Here is a 19,418-nt window from a genome sequence, read left to right as displayed (position 1 = left end):
GGCGGAAGCAATTAATTTGCATTGCTAGGACGGCAGCGCCGCAGCGGACCTAGCGGGCGAGAGTTCTCGGCCGCGTGAGAAAGTTATGTAGCAATGTCAATGGCTTGCTATAGTAATGTTGGAAGAAACATGCCGGAGCATCGCGATAAACGACCACATTCACAGCCGAATTCGCAATTATATTTCTTTATAATCCATAGATTTTATATTTATTGGCCTCGTCTTGGACAGCAGAGGGCTGACGACGATGAGCTTGGATGTTGAAATCGCACAGCCGGAGTCGCTAAAGCCGGAGCGTAAGCGGGAATTGCGCGGCATTGGTCCCGAGCTGCGTCGGCAGGCGATCTTGCCCGGCGCACAGTCGTTATTTCTCAGTGAGACGGTCGACGGGCTCGACGAGGGCGCGCATTTTCTCGATCCGCTCAAACCCGATGAGTGGGCAATATTGAGGAGCCACGGACGGCAACTCAGCTTTTCAGCCGGCGAAACAATCTTTACGCAGGGCGACAAGCATGGAGGTATCTTCATCATCGAACGCGGTTCCGTGCGTGTCTTTTATTCAGCGCCTTCTGGCCGGGAGATCACGCTTGCCTACTGGACCCCAGGCAATTTCATAGGCGGACCCGAGATGACTGGCGGCGGCACGCATATCTGGTCGGGCGAGGCCATGGATGATTGCGAAATCTTGTTCCTACCCGCTCATGTCCTGGGAAAGCTGATCGTCGAACTGCCCAATTTTGCGCTCTGTCTTATCCAGGGCCTGGCGTCGAAAGGTAAAAGCTATTCTGCCATGGCTCAGATGCTCGGCACCCGCTCGGTCATCGAGCGATTGGCCCAGTTTCTGATGAACCTCGGGAAGCTACATGGCGTGCGGGATGGTCATGCCGTCATCATCAATGCCAAGGTGACCCACGACCAGATTGCCGCGATGGTCGGCTCTACCAGGCAATGGGTGACGATGATGATGAAGCGTTTCCAGAAGGAAGGATTGCTGACCGTCACGCCGCGGAATATCCGCATCGAACGGCCGCATCTGCTGATGGCAATGGTTTCGAAAGGCGGCGTCTAAAACACCGCCCTTCCTTGAGAGTTGCTTAACCCAGACGAGTAAGCGCCCAGCGCACGGTCTTGCGCACATCTGGATCCGGATCGTCGACATGCATGGCCAGTGCTTCCTCGGCACGATGGTCGCCGATCTCGCCGAGCGCGGCCGCCGCCTCCTTGCGTAAGGTTGGCATCTCTCTTTCGAGCAGAAGGGTGATCCGATGCAGGGCGGTATCTGCTTTCAGCTTGCCAAGCGCGCCGAGCGATTTCTGCTGCACCTGCCAATAGTCATCGGAAAGGGCCTGGCCGAGCGCCTCGACCGCTGATTCATGGCCGATACGGCCAAGCGATTCCGCTGCCGCCGCCCGGACTTGCCAGTTCGCATCGCTAAGAGCGGTTGCCACGGCTTCCGCTGCGACCGATTGCGTCGTGAACGTCAGGGCATTGACCGCGGCGGCTCGCACTTCGATGTTCTCGTCGCGCGTTGCCGCAATGAGGGACGGTATCGTCGAGTCGAGTTTGAGATAGGCGATCGTGCCGAGCGCCTGCACGCGGACCGCCGTGTCGGCGTCGCGCAGCGCGATGAGGGCGGGACCGAGCGAGTTCGGCAGCCGCAGCCCCTTCAATCCGCGAAATGCCGCCGCGCGCACGAAGGCGCTGGCATGATCCAGCAACGGCAGCAGCCTGGCGCCCGCCTCCTGATGCTTCAACTCTGCCAGACCATCTGCTGCGGCTTGCGCGACGGAAGGTTCGTCGTCGACGACCAGCCGCGCCAAGCCGCCGGCAGCGCCGGCGCCATCGAATTCGCCAAGGGCGATCGCCACCTGAAGGCGGACCTCGCCGCTCGCATCGCCGGCGGCGTCGATCAGGTGCGGCAAGGCCTCGGGACTCGCGGTTTCGGCGAGCTCGATTACCGCGAGGCGGCGAATGGCGGCATCCGGATCGAGCAGGCGTTCGGAGATGATCTCTATGTCGCCGAAGGCTTCGAAAGGTTCAAAGACGCTCATATCAGCGCAACAGATAGGGAATGTTGACGGTGACGGCGCCCGTCGGGCAGTCCGTTTCGCAGGGCATGCAATACCAGCATTCGTCGAACTTCATGTAGGCCTTGCCGGTCAAATCGCTGATGCGCAGGACATCGAGTGGGCAGACGTCGACACAGACCGTGCAGCCCTTGTCGGCGATGCATTTGGCGTCGTCGACAGTCACCGGGACTGTGCTTGGAGAGAGGGCGAGTGGCATAGATCTTCCTGTCAGGCTTGTTTTTGGACACGCAAACGGTCGTAGGCGGTCCGTTCCTCGGTTTCGATCGGAACGAGATAGGGTTCTACCTTCCGCTTCTCCGAAACCATGCGGCCGTCGACCTTCTTGAGAAGTGTGTGGCAGAACCAGTTGTCGTCATCCTTCTGCGGATAGTCGACACGGTTGTGATAGAGACCCCAGCGGCTTTCGGTTCGGAACAGCGAGGCGTGAGCTGCCATCTCCGCGCAGTCAAGAATGGACGAGACTTCGAGCGCTCGCATCAGTTCGTGGGCATCCCGAGCAACCAGCGCCGTCTCGAGGTCGTTTCGAACTTCACGCAGTCGAGCCTGGCCGATCTCCATCTTGGCTGTCACCTTCGGGGGCTGCAGATAGTCGTTGACCAGGCGGCGGGCCTTGTATTCGAGCTGATTGGGCGGAATGCCGTCGTCACGCCGCGTCGGCGCCAGCACGCGTTCACGTTCGCGTGCGACGAACTCGCGATCATAGTCGGGAAGCTCGGTTTCGGTGGCGACGTCGGCCGCGTGCTCTCCGGCGACGGCGCCGTTGGTGAAGGCGCCGAGCATGTAATTATGCGGGACATTGGCCATGTCGCCCGCCGCATAGAGGCCCTCGACGGTCGTGCGCGCGAATTCGTCGACGAACACGCCCGAGGCGCTATGACCCGAACAGAAGCCGATTTCGGAAATGTGCATCTCGATCATCTTCTCGCGGTAGTCAGTGCCGCGCGCTTCGTGGAAGCGCCCGCGCGAGGGACGTTCGACCTTGTGCAGGATCTGCTCGATCTCGCCGACCGTATCATGGTGCAGATGGCTTAGCTTCAGGAACACCGGTCCTTTGCCGGATTGCAGTTCGTTATAGAATTCCTGCATCATCTGACCCGACCAGTAGTCGCTTTCGATGAAACGGTTGCCTTCGCTGTTGGCGGTATAGGCGCCGAAGGGGCCCGCAACATAGGCGCAGGCCGGGCCGTTATAGTCCTTGATCAGCGGGTTGATCTGGTAGCATTCGAGGTTAGCAAGCGCAGCACCCGCATGATAGGCCATTGCATAGCCATCGCCCGAATTGGTCGGGTTCTCATAAGTGCCGAAGAGATAGCCGGAATGCGGCAAGCCGAGCCTGCCCGCAGCTCCCATGCAGAGGATCACCGTCTTGGCGCGGAGAACAAGAAATTCCGCCGAGCGCGTGTTAACGGCGATCGCGCCGGCAATCCTGCCGTCTTTCGCAGTCAACAGCCGCGTCGCCATGTAGCGGTTGGAGATCAGGATGCGCTCACGGCGAAGCTGTCGATAAAGCGCCTTCTTGACGGTATCTCCGTTCGGCATCGGCAGAACATAAGTGCCGAGGTGATGCACTTTCTTGAGGTCGAAATCGCCATTGGCATTCTTCTGGAAGCGGATGCCGAAGCGATCCAACTCCTCAATGATCTCGTAGCAGCGTGAGGCGTATTTATAGACCGGCGCCTGATCGACGATGCCATCATTTGCGATGGTAATTTCCTTGGTATACTGCTCCGGCGTCGCATAACCCGGAACGACGGCATTGTTCAGGCCGTCCATGCCCATGGAGATCGCGCCCGAGCGCTTGACGTTGGCCTTCTCAAGCAGGATGACATTCAGCTCAGGATTACGCTGCTTTGCCTTGAGCGCAGCCATAGGGCCTGCCGTGCCACCGCCGATCACGAGCACGTCGCACGCGACCTCGGACAGGCCTTCTACAAAATTGTCCATGCCTCATTCCTCAAGCCAATGAATCCGCGATTTCGCGCAGGTACTGCCAGGGATAGATTCCTCGATCGTGCCCATCCGAGAAAACCAGTCGGACGGCATAGGAACCAATCGGCTCGATGCCGGCCACCGTCACGTTCTCAAAGCTCGCTTCGCGCCCATCGAGCGAAGCCCGAACCGCCTGGGCGGCGCGGCTACGACGACGCAGCACGGAAGCGGGAATGAAAGAGGTGTCGCCACCTTCCCAGGTAATGGCGAGGGTGCGACGTTCTGGTTTGAGCTTCAATTCCAACGGTGTCATGATCGTCCCTGTCAATTGAAACCCACTCTAAGAGAGTGCGAGACAGAGACACGCAATAAATTGCCTTGTAGGAATTTGCAGAGACAGGCATCGCAATCTCAGCGAAGGTGGTGTTGCGGGCGAATATTAAGCGAGAAGACGACCTGATCTCCTCGCTTGAACTATCGTCGCAGATTCAAGGAAGGCCTACGCCTTGCTCTTGCGGACAACGTCTGCGACTGTCACCTTCTTGGGAATGAGCTTGAGCTCGAAAAAGGCGTCGGCAATGGCTTGCTGCTGCGCCACGACGGAAGCATCTAGGCTGCTGACGCCATAGGATTGACGCTCGAGCGCCTTGACGAGGATCGGTTCCGGGATGCCAACCGACGGTGATAGTTTCGCAGCCGCAGCCGCAGTGTCGGACTTAGTCCATGCATCGATCTCGGAGATTGCGTCTATCAAGACATCAACCGCTTTGGCGTGATTGTCGACCAGCGCGCTGGTACCTAGATAGAACTGGTAATTGGGAACGATGCCTTCGCCGTTTCTAAGCTCTCGCGCTTCGACTGCTACTTCCGCGGCGGCCTGGAAGGGATCCCAGATGACCCATGCATCGACTGCGCCCCTTTTGAAGGCTGCACGGCCGTCGGCCGGTGCTAGGAAGGATGCCTCTACGTCCTCATAGGTCAGCCCCGCTTCTTCGAGGGCTTTGACGAGCAAGTAATGCACATTCGATCCCTTATTGAAGGCGACCTTCTTTCCCTTCAAGTCTGCAACAGACTTTATGGGGCTATCTTTCGGAACAAGAATGGCTTCGCCGCGCGGGGCAGGTGGTTCATGTGCGATGTAGACAAGCGGAGCGTTGGCGGCCTGGGCGAAAATCGGCGGCGTTTCGCCGGTCGAGCCGAAGTCAACAGCACCTGCATTCAGCGCCTCGAGAAGCTGGGGGCCGCCAGGAAACTCTGCCCACTCAACCCTGTAGTTGATTGCTTCGAGTTTCTTTTCGAGCGTTCCCTTGCCCTTGAGAAGCACGAGAGTTCCATATTTCTGGAAGCCAATGCGGACGACCTTGTCGGCCGCCCTTGCCGTTTGAATATTCGCCAGTGGCGTCGCGATGGCACCCGCCACAACCGCAGTGAAAGCTCGTCTTGTGATTTTCATCATGACCTCCCAAACAAGGCTACATCAAACTAAAGTGTCTTTGAGAACGCAGAACACGGTTGAGGTTCAGCGGATGCTCGACTTGAAGTGTTCGTTACGGTGGTTCGTGCAATGAACCTTTCCGAGAGATTGTTGACGACCGAGATTGTGCTCGGCCGCCTCCAGGCAGGAGCGCCTCGAGCGTGAGTTGCCTTTGCGATGCTTTTTGTCCCCAATTGACCAGTTGCGCGATTGCGATTGATCGCCTGCCGCATCACAACGCGATACAAATTTCTATATTATCCATACATTTAATAGGTTTTTAATTTCGAAGAATTGTGATCACTTCGAATTATTTTTCAAACCTCCGGCGTTTTCAGGATGTTTCTGGTGACGCTGCATCTTTTATGCGTGCCACGCCACCTAGTTCTCGAAATGCATATACTGTTCATTTGCGTCGCGATTTCACCCCGTTTTACATTTCATCGCGCCCCTGTTTCGATATAGATATAGCAGGTTGATCAACGGGTTTCTCTTGACCTAATGGATCAACGTCAAATGAAAATCCGGATTAAAGCGTCGTGAAACTCGACAACCTGGTTCCAGCGCGTTCCGGGCGGTTTCGGGGTGAGCGTTGGCCGCGACGCAGTCAGCGCAGGGCAGGGGCTAACTTACGTCGTCGTTGAGACTGTAGCGCAAGTCGCGGAGTTTCTCGATGATCTCGCCCAGTATGCTGAACAAGATCTCGATTTCCAGAAGGCGCTCGAGGAAAACCGCGCCCGCCGGGCTGCGGTACTGAATGCGGCAAAGGCGCGGTCCAAGGCAGCGAAGTCCGATGCGGTGAAATCTCCCGCCAAGGCTCCGCGGGCGAAGACGGGCCCGAGAAAGACTAGGGCCAAGGCGGACGAATAAGCCAGACGCTGAAATCCCGCCAAATGCAATGTTGAGCCCGCTTCGCGCGGGCTTTGCGTTCCCGGCGCTTCGGACAGCTGATCAAGCAAGCTGTCATCCTATTGATGAGGCATGAAGCCATAGAAGCGGCAAGGGCTCGGTGGGCAATCTGTCGATGGGCAGCCGTATCAGGGCTAGCTCATTAAGGAAGTCACTCCGATCAGACTTAGGTCCGTGTTCAAGGCTGGTCTATTCGGATAGTGGATGGACGCCCCCGGTCGCCGACACTACTGCCACCCGTCGGCGGTCCGCCCTGTCATCGGACTAACCTTCGATGACAGGGCAAACGTTTGGACGACTGACTGTGGCCGAGATCATCTTTGCAACGGTACGATAATCATCGCGGTCGGGGCAACGTGAGGTCTATAAGGGGTCGTAACCGTCGCCCGATAATCTCCCGCTCGGCAACGGCTGACTTCATGGCCTGCGCTGGGTCAGTTTTGCCACGAGTGCTGTCGCGAGCGATCTGATCACGAAATCACAAAATTAGGAAACTACGTGAAGTTTGATTGCCGGCTGGGCAATCGTAATCTGTGCAGGCTAGTGTATTGAATTAAAATAATTATTTCTTCACATTGGTTCCAATGAAAGATAGCTGCACACCGTTATGTTGCGCTGCAATAACTATTTTACTTTACAGAATAGAATGAATTTGTGATGTTCTGGCTAGTCGAAATTCAGATAGGGCCAAGACATTGTCCAGCTTACGCTTCGCTACACGTCTCAACTCGTTCGCGTCCAATCCCCGGGCGGAATGGCCGGAGCTGAGAGGGAAGCCATCCGTCCTACAGATGGCCGCGCGTGCCGCAAAGGTTACCGGCTTGACTGACCTGGACCTGAACTATCCTGACCACGTTGGTGAAAGGCCCTCGGAACTGGCCGCCAGGCTCCAGGATATGGGCCTTGCGATCAATGGCTTTGCGATGCGCTACTACACCAACCCCGCCTTCAAGATCGGTGCGTTTACCAACCCCGACGAGAACGTCCGCCGCGAAGCTATCGATCTTACCAAGGCAGGGATCGACGCTGCTCGCGAGGCGGGCACCAACCTCATGACTATCTGGCTCGGCCAGGATGGCTTCGATTATGCGTTCCAAGCCGACTACGACCGGATGTGGCAACACGAAATCGATGGTATCCGTGAAGTCTGCGAACATGATCCCGATTGCCTTATAAGCATCGAGTACAAGCCGAACGAGCCGCGCTCCTACAGCCTGATGCCGGACTGCGCGACGACACTGCTGGCCATCAAGGAGGTGGGTTGTCCCAACCTCGGCGTGACGCTCGATTTCGCTCATGTTCTCTATGCCGACGAGCAGCCCGCCTTCGCGGCGGCCATGATCGCCCGCCACAGCCGTGTCCTCGGGGTCCATCTCAACGACGGTTACGCCAAGCGCGACGACGGCCTGATGGTCGGCGCAGTCCACTCGATCCAGACTATCGAACTCCTGCGCCAGATCCGTCGCGACGGATACGACGGTGCGATCTATTTCGACACTTTCCCTGACATGACCGGGCTCGATCCGGTTCACGAATGCGAGGTCAACATCAAGACGGTGAAGCGGATGCTCAACGTCGTTGATCGCCTCGAGCAGGACAACCGCCTCGCTGGCGCGATTGACCGACAGGATGCCGTTTCGGCCCAGGCAATTCTTCAGGAAGTGATGCTGGGCGCCTCGGCGCAATAACCTGGCCTCTGGCCACTTTCATAGACCCATTCGGGAGGAACCGATGAAGAGACTTTTGACATCCGCAATCGCGGCAGGCCTTGCGGCAACACTTTGGGCTACGGCCAGCTTTGCCCAGGAACTTGCACCGCTGAATTCGGATACCGAGAAAGACCGTATCGACTGGTCGCAGCTCGAGACCAAGTTCGGCGCACTGCCAAAACCCGCAGAAGGCACGAAGGCAGGCGGCGTATCGAAGACGCTGACCAACGAGTACTGGCGGTCGCTGGGCGAAGGCTATCAGAAATACGCGGACAAGGTCGGTGTCAAGGTCGCCTATCAGGCGGCCCAGAGCGAAGGCGACCAGCTCGGTCAGTTGACCATCGCTGAAGGCATGGTCACCCAGGGCTTCAACGTTCTGCTCGTTTCGCCACAGACAGACGCCAACCTGCAGCCCGTGATGGAGCAGGCGAAGGATGCCAAGATTCCTGTCGTCAACGTCAACGACGCCGTCATTCCTCAAGCCGAACACTATGTCGGCAACGTCCAGCGGGACAACGGCGTGCGCGTTGCAAAGTGGTTCATCCAGAACCGTCCGGAAGGCGGCAAGGTTGCGATCATCGAAGGGCAGGCAGGCGTCTACGCTGCCGTTCAGCGCACCGACGGCTTCAAGTCCACGATCAGCAGCGACAGCAAGTTCCAGGTCGTCGCCAGCGTGCCCGGCAACTGGGACCGCCAGCAGTCCTATGACGCTGCTACCAACATCCTCCAGCAGCATCCGGATCTGATCGGCTTCTACTGCAACAACGACGGCATGGCGCTCGGTGTCGTCGAAGCCGTGAAGTCGGCGAACCTGCTCGGCAAGGTCGCGGTCTTCGGCACGGACGGCATCTCGGACGCCTACACGTCGATCAAGGCTGGCGAGCTGACGGGCACCGTTGACAGCTTCCCGGTTCTAACGGGGGAAGTCGCAATGGAAACCGCGCTTCGTCTCGTCGCAGGCCAGAAGCTGCCGCGCGTCGTTGCCACCCCGCAGGCTTTGATCACCAAGGATAACTTCGCAAGGTACCAGGGCGATGAAGCCAAGGTGCGCGAAGTCCTCCTGAAGGACGCAGCAAGCGCACAATAACCGAAACACGTGCCGGTCGTTTCGGCCGGCACGCTCTCATCGAGTGACTGATATGGCATCGACACCACGACTGAAATTCGAAGGCATCACCAAGGAGTTCCCAAGCGTAAAGGCGCTGTCGAATGTCTCCTTCGAGGTCATGCCGGGCGAAATCCACGCATTGCTCGGAGAAAACGGCGCTGGCAAGTCGACGTTGCTCCGCATCCTTTCCGGCGTATTCCGGCCGACGAGTGGCGAAGTCTACATCGACGGCACGCAGGCTCAGTTCAAGCGCCCGGAGAGTGCGCGTGTTGCAGGGATCGCGATGATTCACCAGGAACTGCAACAGGTGCCGCACCTCACGGTCGCGCAGAACATGTTTCTCGGGCATCCGATAAAGACGGCAGGCGGGCTTCTGGTTAACCGGTGGGAGCAGGAGAGAAGGGCTGCCTCGGCTCTTGCCATGATCGATCCCACGATCGATCCGTCGCAGCCTATCAAGAACCTCAAAGTCGCCCAGCGTCAGATCGTCGAGATTGCCCGCGCACTGCTCGATAACGCCAAAGTCATTGCGATGGACGAACCGACATCGAGCTTGACTCCAGCCGAGTTTGACAGCCTTTCCGCCGTCATCGAGAAGCTCGCAGCATCCGGCGTCTCGATCATCTACGTCTCGCACAAAATGGACGAAGTGTTCCGCATCTGCCACCGCGGCACCGTCATGCGTGACGGTGCGGTCGTCGGTGTCGTCGACCTCAAGAAGACGCCCGAGAAGGACGTCATTGCGATGATGGTCGGCCGCGAACTCATGCATGAGGAACACAATTCGTTTGTGAAGGAGGACGTTCGCGTCGAGGTGCGTGGCCTCTCCTCCCGCGTCACGCACGTCCGCGACGTCTCCTTCACAGTGAGACGTGGCGAGGTACTTGGCATCGCCGGACTGGTGGGTTCCGGCCGCACGGAACTATTGCGGCTGCTTGCTGGCGTGGATCCGATCGGGTCCGGAACAGTTTCAGTCGATGGCAAGATTCTCAAGCTGGCGAACCCGCGCTCGGCGATCTCCGCCGGGATTGGTCTTCTCCCGGAAGAGCGCAAGCGCGAAGGCATCATCCCCATCCGACCTGTCTCGACCAACATGGCTCTGCCGTCGCTGGGCGAATTTTCCCGAGCTGGTCTCATCAGGCATGGCCACCTGAACGGCACCGCAAGCGATCTTCTCAAGCGGGTCAACCTACGGCCATTCCAGATCGATCGCCCCATCAAGCTCTTTTCGGGCGGCAACCAGCAGAAGGCTATCATCGCTCGGTGGCTGGCCGCAGGCTCCGAAATGCTGCTATTTGATGAGCCAACTCGTGGAATCGATGTCGGCGCCAAGTCGGAAATCTATCACCTGATCGAGGAGCTCGCGGCCGAGGGTCGGTCAATCATCGTCGTCTCCTCGGAACTTCCCGAAATCATGCGCGTGTCGGATCGTGTCCTCGTGATGCGCAACGGACAGATCGCTGCCCAGCTCGAACGCCACGAACTATCCGAACAGACCATCGTGGCCCATGCCGTTGGCGAAGCCGGCCTCAACGCGCTTTCCTCCGAACCGGAGCATTCTCATGTCTGATATCATCACGGGCGCGACCGCGCGTCCTTCCAAGCTTTTCTCATCGTTCTCGGTTCGTGACGCGGGCACGCTCATCGGACTGATCCTGATCGTGGCGGTCTTCGCAACGCTCGTCCCGGGATTCATCTCGGAACGCAACCTGATCAACATTCTGCAGCAGTCGAGCATCAATGCCTGCCTCGCGCTTGGGATGACGCTTGTCATCATCTCGGGTGGCATTGATCTCTCGATCGGGCCCACCGCCGCAATCGCAGCGGTCATCAGCGCCTCGCTGATGATTGCCGGATATCCAATCCCGCTCGCCATCGCTGCGAGCCTCAGCATCGGTGTCGTATGCGGCTTGGTCAACGGCTTCTTGGTCGCCTTCGTCGGCCTTCAGCCATTTATCGTTACACTCGGTACGCTTAGCACATACCGGGCGATCGCATTGATTTACACGGGGGGCAATCCCGTCCTTGGCTTGCCGCAGGGTTTCCGCACGATCTTCAATGGATCGATTGGCGGCATCCCAAACTCGGTAATCATTGTCGCGGTCGTCGCGATTCTTGCCTGGATTCTTCTGAAGAAGACACCCATCGGCGAATATCTCCTCGCTGTTGGCGGAAACGAAGAGGCGTCCTACGTCGCAGGTGTCCCGATTGCTCTGACCAAGATCACCGCTTACGTCATCTCCGGTGTGCTAGCCGCTCTCGCATCCCTGATCCTCATCGGTCGTCTCGGCGCTGCCGAGCCAATCCTCGGCAACCTCTGGGAGCTTGACGCCATCGCTGCGGCTGCAATTGGGGGAGCTTCGCTGATGGGTGGCAAGGGCAGCGTGATCGGCACGATCCTCGGCGCGATTATCCTTGGTGCGATGCGCAACGGTTTGACGTTGATGAACGTCCAGGCTTTCTATCAATTGCTCGCGACCGGCCTTATCATTCTTGTCGCGATGATGATCGATCGCCTGACAAGGGGACGTGGATGAACCTGGAAACCGATCTGAAGGCCGTCGGCCCACGGATACGCATGATGATGCCGCTTCTGACACCGCTGGAAGCGCGTGTTGTGGAGACTGTCTTCGCTTTGCGGACCTTTGACGACGAGACGTCGCTCAAGGAGATCGCGACCGAGGCCGGCGTATCGGAAGCCATGGTCGTCAAGATCACCAAGAAGTTGGGGTTCGCGGGCTATCGCGAGTTCCGACATGCGGTTGCCCAGTACAATCGGCTGCCGACTGCGGAAATGCACCAGGAGCTGTCACTCGAAGATACTTCACAGGAGATTATCCAGAAGGTCTTCCGGACATCCATCCACGCCCTCGAAGAAACCCTCTCGATTATGAATGTCGAGGACTTCGACCGGGCTGCCGATCTGATCCACGGGGCGCGCAACCGTGATTTCTATGGTGTGGGAGGGTCGGCGCAAATCGCCCGGGACACCTCGCATAAGTTCCTGAGAATTGGTGTGCGGACCCAGGTTTACGACGATTCGCATATGATGCTGATGTCCGCCTCGCTTCTGGGCGACGGCGACATCGCTATCGGCTTCTCCCATTCCGGTAACACGGTCGCGGTCATCGAAGCCATCCAGCTTGCCCGCAAGAATGGTGCGCGCACGATTGCGATCACCAACTACAATGGATCGCCGCTTGCCCAACAATGCGACATTGTCCTGTGCTCGACCGCTCAGGGGTCGCCGCTGATGGGCGAGAACGCTGCGGCGCGCATTGCTCAGCTCAACATCCTGGACGCCGTCTTCGTCGCGGTTGCCCAGCGCGACTACAAGGCCGCGGAGAAGAACCTCTCCAGGACCATGGCAGCAGTCGCATCCAAACGGAAAGACAAATTTCTATGACATCGAATTCCGCCGTCGTCGTCTTCGGCAGTCTCCATTACGACATCATCGTCAAGGGACCGCACCGTCCCCGCAAAGGCGAGACCGTTGCAGGTTCCGCATGGTATCCCAAGTGCGGCGGCAAGGGCGGCAATCAGGCGGTGTCCGCAGCAAAACACGGCGTTTCGACGGTCATGATTGGGGCGGTGGCAGACGACGAGTTCGGTCGGACGTTGATCAGGAACCTCGACGATTACATGGTCGATCGCCGCTTTGTCAGAACTCTTGCAGGCGCCGCCTCTGGCATGAGCGTGGCGATCTTCGATGCGGAAGGTGACTATGGCGCCGTCTTCGTCTCCGGCACGAACCTTGAACTGGGAGCGGGTGATGTCGAAGCAGCATCGACGGCGTTCAAAGGCGGATCGGTTCTCGTGCTGCAGAACGAAGTTCCTGACGAAGCGAACGTCGCAGCGGCGTCCGCGATGAAGAAGGCTGGTGGAACCGTCGTGTTGAACGCCGCACCGGCGCGAAGGCCGTCGGATGAACTGACGTCGCTGATTGACATTGTCGTGGTCAATGCCGTTGAGGCAGAGGCTCTCGCATCAGTTCCGAGTGTCGAGTCCCTCGATACCGCTCTCACGGCAGCTCGAATCCTTGCTGAGCAATATCCGGTGGCTGTTGTAACCGCAGGCGGCGACGGCGTCGCTTTCGTAACGCGTGGAGAGGAAAAGGCGATCCCAGCGATTAAGGTCAAGCTGGTGAGCACTCACGGCGCCGGAGACGAGTTCATCGGAGTTCTCGCAGCTCAGGTCGTCGGGGGCGCGTCGATTGAGACTGCGGTCAGAAAGGCGAATGAGGCTGCAGCTATCCTGGTAAGTACGGTTCAAGACTGACCCGTCATCAATCGGCGCCAAGCTACGGTTGTCCCTGCGAGGCCACCTGCGCGAGCAGGCAGGATGTTCCGCAGGTCTGAAATGCTTCGCCCGGATCGAGGGCGAAAGAACACATGTTCCAAGGGCATTGTCGGCAGTCAGCGATTCCTTAGTCGATGCACGCGCATCATAAGGAGGTATCTCGTAGCACGAGGTAGCTCCTTTGCTATCCACTCTCATCTCAAGGTTGCGCAACGGATTTTGCGTTCTTCACCCACAACAAATTGAGGGGTTTCCTCCGGCCGAACGGGTTGATGGCCGCATACAAGGCTTTTGCGAAGGAGGAGGTGGAGAATTCCGCACTGCCGATCTGTCTCTTGAATCGGCACCCTGCGGCAAATCGAGCTCAGCCATTTTCTGCTCGACCACTCGGCTTCCAGTTCAGCAGGTAGTGTTGCAGATCCTGTTTGCTTGTGAAGCCACTTGATCGAATATTCCTTGTCTATGCCTGCGTCGGATGGCTATGCTTGCTCTGGAGATTGAGGAACAGTCGCGGGGGTTATTGTTCCAGTATTGGTGCCACGCCTTGCCGTCGTTCCCGCGATCGGCGGACCGCCGGGCTTAACGCAATTCCTCTATGGTTGGCTGCTATCTGCCGCGCACCCAATCATCCTCACCGGCTGCGCTTTTCACCGGCCAAGCATGGATGAGCTCTTCGTGTGCTTCCAAACGCCAATGGCACTAGACATGCCCGTCGTGAAGATTGGAATAAAGATCTGCAACGTCAATAATCAATCTGTAGAAAGATATCCGATCTCTCGCAGGACGCGTTCGGTCGTCCGTTCGAAAGCGAATATCTTGGCATCGACGATGTCTGCTCGAAACCCGATGAAGAGCCTTCCGTTCTCGATATCCGGTGTGCAGGAGAGGGATTGGACCGTTCCGGCCGCCACATAGCGCCGGGCCATGGACGCCGGCAGAATGCCGGCACCGAGGGCTGCGGCAACGAGCTCGCCAATGACCGCGACGCTGTTGCAAATGATGATGCGCTCCGGTTTCAAGCCCTCGAGTGCAAACCAATGCGTCACCTGCCGGTACATTGCGGATGGGGGCGGGTTCGAAATGATCGGCCTGTCGGCCAGGACCTTCGGTGTGATCTCGCCCGGCAGGGACCATGCTCTCGGAGCGACCCATTGTGTCGGCTGCGGTCCGAGCGGCCGCAGATCGAGCTTCTCGTCACCCAGCGGATTCAACAGCACCGCCACATCCAGCCGGTTGTCGATCAGCATCCCCTCCAGGAGGGTGCTGGTCGTGACCGTCCACTCGGGCTCCAATGCGGGATGATCTTCGGACAATCCGGCAAGCAACGGCGCAAGGCAGGTGACGGCGAAACCTTCTGCAAGCCCCACGCGCAGCTGGCCGACAACCTTCGGATCGAACTCCCGCTCCTTGATGCCACGCATCTCGGCCATGATGGTTGCCGCGCGTGGCAACAGATCGCGCCCCTGCGCCGTGATTTCCAGTCCGCGGCTTCCCCTGTGAAACAAGTCGCTCGCGAGCGTCGTGCTCAACTCCTTGAGTCTCAGGGAAACCGTCGGTTGGGCAACGTGAAGCTGGTCCGCCGCCTTCTGGACTGAACCCAGCTGGGCTGTCCAATAGAAGGCCTCGATCTGGGCAAAGGTGATCCGCATTATTTAAAAAACCTATATTGGAAGCTCAGAAGAACAAATTTGATCAGCAAAATCAATGATCCTATAGAAATATCTCAACGGCATGTGAATGGCCGATGGGGAGGAACAAGATCATGACTGAGCGTTCGGACATCATACTCAAAGTAAGGAAGAGGATCATTCCGATCCTGTTGCTATGCTATTTTGCAGCCTTTCTCGACCGCGTGAATATCGGCTTTGCGGCGCTGACCATGAACGCCGATCTCGGCTTCAGCGCATCCGCTTTCGGTTTTGGCGCGGGAATATTCTTCCTCGGTTATGTCTTATGCGAGCTGCCGAGCAACCTCATGCTTGCAAAGGTCGGAGCGCGGCTTTGGATTGCGCGCATATTGATCACATGGGGCGTTTTTTCGGCGCTCACCGCATTCGTCTGGTCACCCGCCAGCTTCTATGTGGTCCGGGTGCTTCTCGGTGCCGCGGAAGCAGGTTTCTTTCCGGGCATCATCTTCTACATTACGCTTTGGTTTCCAAGAGCATATCGCGGCTCGACCTTCGCCCTCTTCAATGTCGCCGTTCCCTTGGCCTCGGTGATCGGCGCGCCCCTGTCAGGATTGATTTTGCAAGGGTTCGACGGCGTGGCAGGCCTGCACGGCTGGCAGTGGATGTTCCTCATCGAGGGATTGCCCGCATTCATCATGGGCTTCGTGGTCCTCTTCGCCCTGCCGGAATCACCTGAAACGGCGCAGTTCCTCACCCGCGATGAACGGGGCTGGCTTGTCGACACCTTGCGAAGCGATCGGCAGATGCAGGAAGCGTCCGGACGTTTTTCCGCCTTGCAGGCACTCGTCGATCCCAAGGTATTGTTGATGTGTCTGATTGCCGTCGGGCTGGTCATGGGCACAACAGGCATTGCCATCTGGATGCCGCAGTTCATCAAGCAATTTGGCCTTTCCAATCTGCAGACCAGCTTTGTCGCTGCTATTCCATCTGCCTTCATGGCAGTTGCAATGATCGTGGTGGGCCGGAGTTCGGATCGCAGGCGTGAGCGCGTCTGGCATACTGCAGGCCCGTTTATCGCAAGCGCTCTCGGATTTCTGATCGCTGCCTTCTCCAGCAATCCGATTGTTTCGGTGGCGGGCTTGACTCTGGGCGCGGCTGGAATTGGCGGCGCGTCGCCGACCATCTGGACATTCCCGTCGACGCTGCTGACGGGCACGGCGGCAGCCGCCGGGATCGCCCTCATCAATTCGGTCGGCAGTACCGGCGGCTTCTTCGGGCCTTCGATTATCGGCTGGGTTCGTGACGCGACGGGTGGCTTCCAGGGAGCACTCATATTTCTGGCAATCGTCATGGCAGTGACCGCCAGTCTCATCCTCATTCTCGGTAGAAGCATGCGAGAGCTCCTTTCCCCGCTCGGTCGGGACGAGGCTCCGACAAAGGCATAATCATGAAGATCGACGAAATACGCCTCTATCATTTGGCTGCCATGTTGCCGGAGCCGATCGGCAACGCGCTGGTCTCCTTTCCGAAGCGGGAAACCTTGCTGGTGGAGGTCGTGGCCGGAGACCTGGCGGGCTGGGGGGAGGCGTGGCTCTCACCCAGAACCGCGGCTGCCGCCATCGAATTCCAGCTGGCGGCACGGATACTCGGGCAGGATCCCTCCCACATATTGTCCGTGTGGCGGAATTTACGCCAGGCTGTCGAAGGAGAAACCGCCGCACCTGCCATCGCCGCTCTGGATATGGCGTTGCACGATTTGACCGCACGCGCCTACAAGATACCGGTGTCCACGCTTATCGGCGGTGCCAGGCGTCAACAGGTGACAGCCTATGCAAGCGGGCCTTTTTTCAAGCCTGGCGGACATCCTTACCGCGACTTTGAGCGGGAGATCGATGGATATCTGGAGGCGGGCTTTCGAGCCGTCAAGCTGAGAAGCGGATACAGGATTGAAGACGATGCCAAGACGGTCCTTGCCGTTCGACGGCAAATCGGCGCTGATCGCGATCTGATGGTCGACTTCAATCAATCCTGCTCGGTCCGGCGCGCCATGCGAACCGCCGATCTCATGAAAGATGCCGATCTGCTGTGGATCGAAGAGCCGACTAAGCCGACGGATGCCGCCGGTTATCGCGCTTTCGCTACTCATGCCGCAACCGCACTTGCCGGCGGAGAGACATTCACCAATGCGTCGGCGTTCCTCCCGTTCCTGACGGGCGGATGCCTGGATATCCTGCAACCCGATATCGCGATCTGCGGTGGGCTGACCGGGGTCTCACAGGTAGGCGTACTCGCCGACCTTTACGATCGACCGCTCATACCGCATGTCTGGGGAAGCATCGTCAATTTTCATGCCGCCCTGCACTTCGCCTCGACACTGCCGGAACATAGAGGCGGTGGGCAAGCGCATTTTCCCTATCTGGAATTCGACGTCGGTCCCAATCCCTTACTCGAGCTGGTGCAAAGACCTGTCCTGAATGCCGATGGAACGATCAGCGTGCCGGACCTGCCAGGCCTCGGCGTGAACCTGAAGGCTGAAGACTTGCAACCCTATACCGCCGAATTCAGGAGGATCGCCTGATCGGACACTGCATGTCCGGTTTGCTCTTGCGCCTGGCACTTGGACGGCCTGACCAAACTTCTTCCATCTAGTTCGTTTTGCCGCCGAATAGATCGCAATGTCGCGATGCTCTATAGTCGCGCTCGGCAACGACTTCGGTAACTCCGCCAGCCTTGAAGATGATCCGTCTGGGTTCCTGTCCCTCAAAGGCTGGCCAATCACCGGCATTGGCGAAACCGGTTGGTGCGGTCAAGCTGCTCCAATAGCCCCGCATCAGCGAAGCGAGTTTCTCCTGTGACGCAGTCAGTCCGCCCGCGACGGTATCTTCGCCCCAGACATAGGGCAGCTCTGCGCTATGCGGCACGCCTAGATCGAAGGAAGAGGGAACGTTTGCATAGGGTCTGATCGGTGCGCTCACATCGGCAAATTCATAAACATGCAGGGGTGTCCATTTCGCCAGAGCGGCGACGGCGATGCCCGTCGGGCAGATATATTTCTGTTCTGCATCCAGTTGTCCCAGGGCCAGTCCCGGATTGGTATCGGCGCCATCGCCATAGATCTTGAACGCGGCATCGGCCTTGTCGCCCATTCGCGCTCGCACCTCGGACTCATACTGCGCCTTATCGACGGGCTGATCGAGCAGATCATTCGCTTCGTAGATAAACACGCGGGTCTCGTCGCGCGTATTGCCGACGATCATCGGCACACGATTGAATTCGCCTGTTTCAAACGCCTTCAACGTTTCCAGCGGTTGTGCGTAACCGCCATAAACCGTGCTGATGGTCATTTTGGACTTCGTCTGCGCATCCAGAATCTCGGCAGGGGATTTGGCGCGCAGGCAAGCCAGCCTGTCCGCGGAGGCCGAGCAGCCGATAGCTTCGACGAATTTCTCGCCCGACTTGACGGCCTCCTCGTTGGAAATGCTCGGGCAGTCCCGACCGCTTTCGATGATGGCGCCCTGAAACAGCCCTTTGGCTTCCGGAGAGGCGACGGTGAAGCAGACGCCTCTGGCGCCGGCGGATTGTCCTGCGATCGTCACACGCCCCGGATCCCCGCCGAAGGCTGCGATATTTTCATGTACCCAGCGCAGCGCCTGGATCTTGTCGAGATCGCCGTAGTTTCCACTGCTCTTGCCGTCCTTCGACTCCTTGTTGAGTTCCGGCAATGCAAGGAATCCCGCCGCGCCCAGGCGATAGTTGATCGTGACGACGATATTGCCCTCTTTGGCAAGTTCCTTGGGGTCCCAGTCCGTCTTGGCGCCGTTCACCGACCCGCCACCGTGAAAGCCGACCATGACGGGCAGGCTCTTCCCGCCGGCGGACGGCACATAGATATTGAGGCTGAGGCAATCCTCGTTCCAGCTCGCTGCCTTGCCCGGCCTCCAGTAAATGGCCTTCTGAACGCACTCATTGCCAGGCCGGTCTGCAGTGAAGGGCTGTTTGAATGGTTCGGCGGGACGAGGTGCAGCCCAGCGCAAATCGCCAACAGGCGGCGCAGCATAGGGTATGCCCTGGAAGAGGGCGAGGCCATCGGATTGCGTGCCGATGATCTGCCCGACCGGAGCATAGACCGTCTGTGCCATCGCCGGGCTTGACAGAAAAATCAGGCTGGCGGCGCTCATGCAGGCGGCAACACGCAAATGACGGCGGCCGCAAGGCTTTCCGTTGGTCATGTTTCACTCCTCAACGTTCAGGATCTGGATAGTTTGCCGAAGG

The 19,418-nt window shown here is 58.4% G+C and carries 17 protein-coding genes; 10 read left to right on the top strand and 7 right to left on the bottom strand.

The features are described 5' to 3' along the window. Window positions 1-247: 247 nt before the first annotated feature. Complete coding sequence (locus tag AC13Q5_RS15795) at window positions 248-1,069, top strand: Crp/Fnr family transcriptional regulator (RefSeq protein WP_488502310.1); 822 nt, start codon at window positions 248-250, stop codon at window positions 1,067-1,069. Window positions 1,070-1,094: 25 nt separating this feature from the next. On the opposite strand, the gene AC13Q5_RS15790 is transcribed toward AC13Q5_RS15795, so the two are convergent. From AC13Q5_RS15790 to AC13Q5_RS15770, 5 genes are all read right to left on the bottom strand, one after another. Beyond that, the gene (locus AC13Q5_RS15790; RefSeq protein WP_488502309.1) at window positions 1,095-2,051 is read right to left on the bottom strand and encodes a HEAT repeat domain-containing protein; all 957 of its coding nucleotides are present in this window, start codon (window positions 2,049-2,051) and stop codon (window positions 1,095-1,097) included. A gap of 1 nt (window position 2,052) precedes the next feature. Next, window positions 2,053-2,286, bottom strand: coding sequence for a 4Fe-4S dicluster domain-containing protein (locus tag AC13Q5_RS15785; protein WP_064841978.1), 234 nt, complete (start codon window positions 2,284-2,286; stop codon window positions 2,053-2,055). An 11-nt stretch (window positions 2,287-2,297) separates the two neighbouring features. Then, window positions 2,298-4,034: a fumarate reductase/succinate dehydrogenase flavoprotein subunit gene (locus AC13Q5_RS15780; RefSeq protein WP_488502308.1), complete on the bottom strand. Its 1,737-nt coding sequence runs from the start codon at window positions 4,032-4,034 to the stop codon at window positions 2,298-2,300. 10 nt (window positions 4,035-4,044) lie between these two features. After that, entirely contained in the window at window positions 4,045-4,347 is a 303-nt protein-coding gene (locus tag AC13Q5_RS15775) for a gamma-butyrobetaine hydroxylase-like domain-containing protein (protein WP_488502307.1), read from the bottom strand. A 171-nt stretch (window positions 4,348-4,518) separates the two neighbouring features. Continuing rightward, on the bottom strand, window positions 4,519-5,472 hold the full coding sequence (locus tag AC13Q5_RS15770; protein WP_488502306.1) for a sulfonate ABC transporter substrate-binding protein: 954 nt from the start codon (window positions 5,470-5,472) through the stop codon (window positions 4,519-4,521). Between the two features lie 606 nt (window positions 5,473-6,078). On the opposite strand from AC13Q5_RS15770, the gene AC13Q5_RS15765 reads away from it, so the two are divergent. The 7 genes from AC13Q5_RS15765 (at window position 6,079) to AC13Q5_RS15735 (ending at window position 13,497) form a co-directional block, all read left to right on the top strand. Beyond that, entirely contained in the window at window positions 6,079-6,363 is a 285-nt protein-coding gene (locus AC13Q5_RS15765) for a hypothetical protein (protein ID WP_488502305.1), read from the top strand. A gap of 734 nt (window positions 6,364-7,097) precedes the next feature. Next, window positions 7,098-8,090, top strand: a complete 993-nt coding sequence (locus tag AC13Q5_RS15760; RefSeq protein ID WP_488502304.1) for a sugar phosphate isomerase/epimerase family protein — start codon at window positions 7,098-7,100, stop codon at window positions 8,088-8,090. 43 nt (window positions 8,091-8,133) lie between these two features. Continuing rightward, complete coding sequence (locus AC13Q5_RS15755; RefSeq protein ID WP_488502303.1) at window positions 8,134-9,198, top strand: sugar ABC transporter substrate-binding protein; 1,065 nt, start codon at window positions 8,134-8,136, stop codon at window positions 9,196-9,198. A gap of 52 nt (window positions 9,199-9,250) precedes the next feature. Further along, window positions 9,251-10,789, top strand: coding sequence for a sugar ABC transporter ATP-binding protein (locus tag AC13Q5_RS15750; protein ID WP_488502302.1), 1,539 nt, complete (start codon window positions 9,251-9,253; stop codon window positions 10,787-10,789). Next, entirely contained in the window at window positions 10,782-11,756 is a 975-nt protein-coding gene (locus AC13Q5_RS15745) for an ABC transporter permease (RefSeq protein ID WP_488502301.1), read from the top strand. Before AC13Q5_RS15750 ends, AC13Q5_RS15745 begins: the two co-directional genes overlap by 8 nt. Continuing rightward, the gene (locus AC13Q5_RS15740) at window positions 11,753-12,625 is read left to right on the top strand and encodes a MurR/RpiR family transcriptional regulator (protein ID WP_488502300.1); all 873 of its coding nucleotides are present in this window, start codon (window positions 11,753-11,755) and stop codon (window positions 12,623-12,625) included. The genes AC13Q5_RS15745 and AC13Q5_RS15740 overlap by 4 nt, the downstream gene beginning before the upstream one ends. Further along, window positions 12,622-13,497 carry a ribokinase gene (locus tag AC13Q5_RS15735; RefSeq protein ID WP_488502299.1) on the top strand — a complete coding sequence of 292 codons (876 nt, stop codon included), beginning with the start codon at window positions 12,622-12,624 and terminating at the stop codon, window positions 13,495-13,497. The genes AC13Q5_RS15740 and AC13Q5_RS15735 overlap by 4 nt, the downstream gene beginning before the upstream one ends. A gap of 770 nt (window positions 13,498-14,267) precedes the next feature. Here the strand turns inward: AC13Q5_RS15735 and AC13Q5_RS15730 are convergent. Continuing rightward, the gene (locus tag AC13Q5_RS15730) at window positions 14,268-15,167 is read right to left on the bottom strand and encodes a LysR family transcriptional regulator (protein ID WP_488502298.1); all 900 of its coding nucleotides are present in this window, start codon (window positions 15,165-15,167) and stop codon (window positions 14,268-14,270) included. A 113-nt stretch (window positions 15,168-15,280) separates the two neighbouring features. Between AC13Q5_RS15730 and AC13Q5_RS15725 the strand changes: the two genes are divergently transcribed. After that, the gene (locus tag AC13Q5_RS15725; RefSeq protein WP_488502297.1) at window positions 15,281-16,591 is read left to right on the top strand and encodes an MFS transporter; all 1,311 of its coding nucleotides are present in this window, start codon (window positions 15,281-15,283) and stop codon (window positions 16,589-16,591) included. A gap of 2 nt (window positions 16,592-16,593) precedes the next feature. Then, window positions 16,594-17,724, top strand: a complete 1,131-nt coding sequence (locus tag AC13Q5_RS15720) for a mandelate racemase/muconate lactonizing enzyme family protein (RefSeq protein WP_488502296.1) — start codon at window positions 16,594-16,596, stop codon at window positions 17,722-17,724. Between the two features lie 67 nt (window positions 17,725-17,791). On the opposite strand, the gene AC13Q5_RS15715 is transcribed toward AC13Q5_RS15720, so the two are convergent. Further along, complete coding sequence (locus tag AC13Q5_RS15715; protein ID WP_488502295.1) at window positions 17,792-19,375, bottom strand: carboxylesterase/lipase family protein; 1,584 nt, start codon at window positions 19,373-19,375, stop codon at window positions 17,792-17,794. Between the last annotated feature and the right edge of the window lie 43 nt (window positions 19,376-19,418).

The sequence above is a fragment of the Martinezella sp. CNPSo 3964 genome (assembly GCF_057784375.1).
This window is presented reverse-complemented; position numbering and strand designations above follow the sequence as displayed.

Coding starts and splice junctions, on each gene's coding strand:
- AC13Q5_RS15740 (WP_488502300.1), top strand. CDS start 11,753: ATGAACCTGGAAACCGATCTGAAGGCCGTCGGCCCACGGATACGCATG.
- AC13Q5_RS15720 (WP_488502296.1), top strand. CDS start 16,594: ATGAAGATCGACGAAATACGCCTCTATCATTTGGCTGCCATGTTGCCG.
- AC13Q5_RS15785 (WP_064841978.1), bottom strand. CDS start 2,286: ATGCCACTCGCCCTCTCTCCAAGCACAGTCCCGGTGACTGTCGACGAC.
- AC13Q5_RS15790 (WP_488502309.1), bottom strand. CDS start 2,051: ATGAGCGTCTTTGAACCTTTCGAAGCCTTCGGCGACATAGAGATCATC.
- AC13Q5_RS15750 (WP_488502302.1), top strand. CDS start 9,251: ATGGCATCGACACCACGACTGAAATTCGAAGGCATCACCAAGGAGTTC.
- AC13Q5_RS15725 (WP_488502297.1), top strand. CDS start 15,281: ATGACTGAGCGTTCGGACATCATACTCAAAGTAAGGAAGAGGATCATT.
- AC13Q5_RS15780 (WP_488502308.1), bottom strand. CDS start 4,034: ATGGACAATTTTGTAGAAGGCCTGTCCGAGGTCGCGTGCGACGTGCTC.
- AC13Q5_RS15755 (WP_488502303.1), top strand. CDS start 8,134: ATGAAGAGACTTTTGACATCCGCAATCGCGGCAGGCCTTGCGGCAACA.
- AC13Q5_RS15730 (WP_488502298.1), bottom strand. CDS start 15,167: ATGCGGATCACCTTTGCCCAGATCGAGGCCTTCTATTGGACAGCCCAG.
- AC13Q5_RS15795 (WP_488502310.1), top strand. CDS start 248: ATGAGCTTGGATGTTGAAATCGCACAGCCGGAGTCGCTAAAGCCGGAG.
- AC13Q5_RS15770 (WP_488502306.1), bottom strand. CDS start 5,472: ATGAAAATCACAAGACGAGCTTTCACTGCGGTTGTGGCGGGTGCCATC.
- AC13Q5_RS15735 (WP_488502299.1), top strand. CDS start 12,622: ATGACATCGAATTCCGCCGTCGTCGTCTTCGGCAGTCTCCATTACGAC.
- AC13Q5_RS15745 (WP_488502301.1), top strand. CDS start 10,782: ATGTCTGATATCATCACGGGCGCGACCGCGCGTCCTTCCAAGCTTTTC.
- AC13Q5_RS15715 (WP_488502295.1), bottom strand. CDS start 19,375: ATGACCAACGGAAAGCCTTGCGGCCGCCGTCATTTGCGTGTTGCCGCC.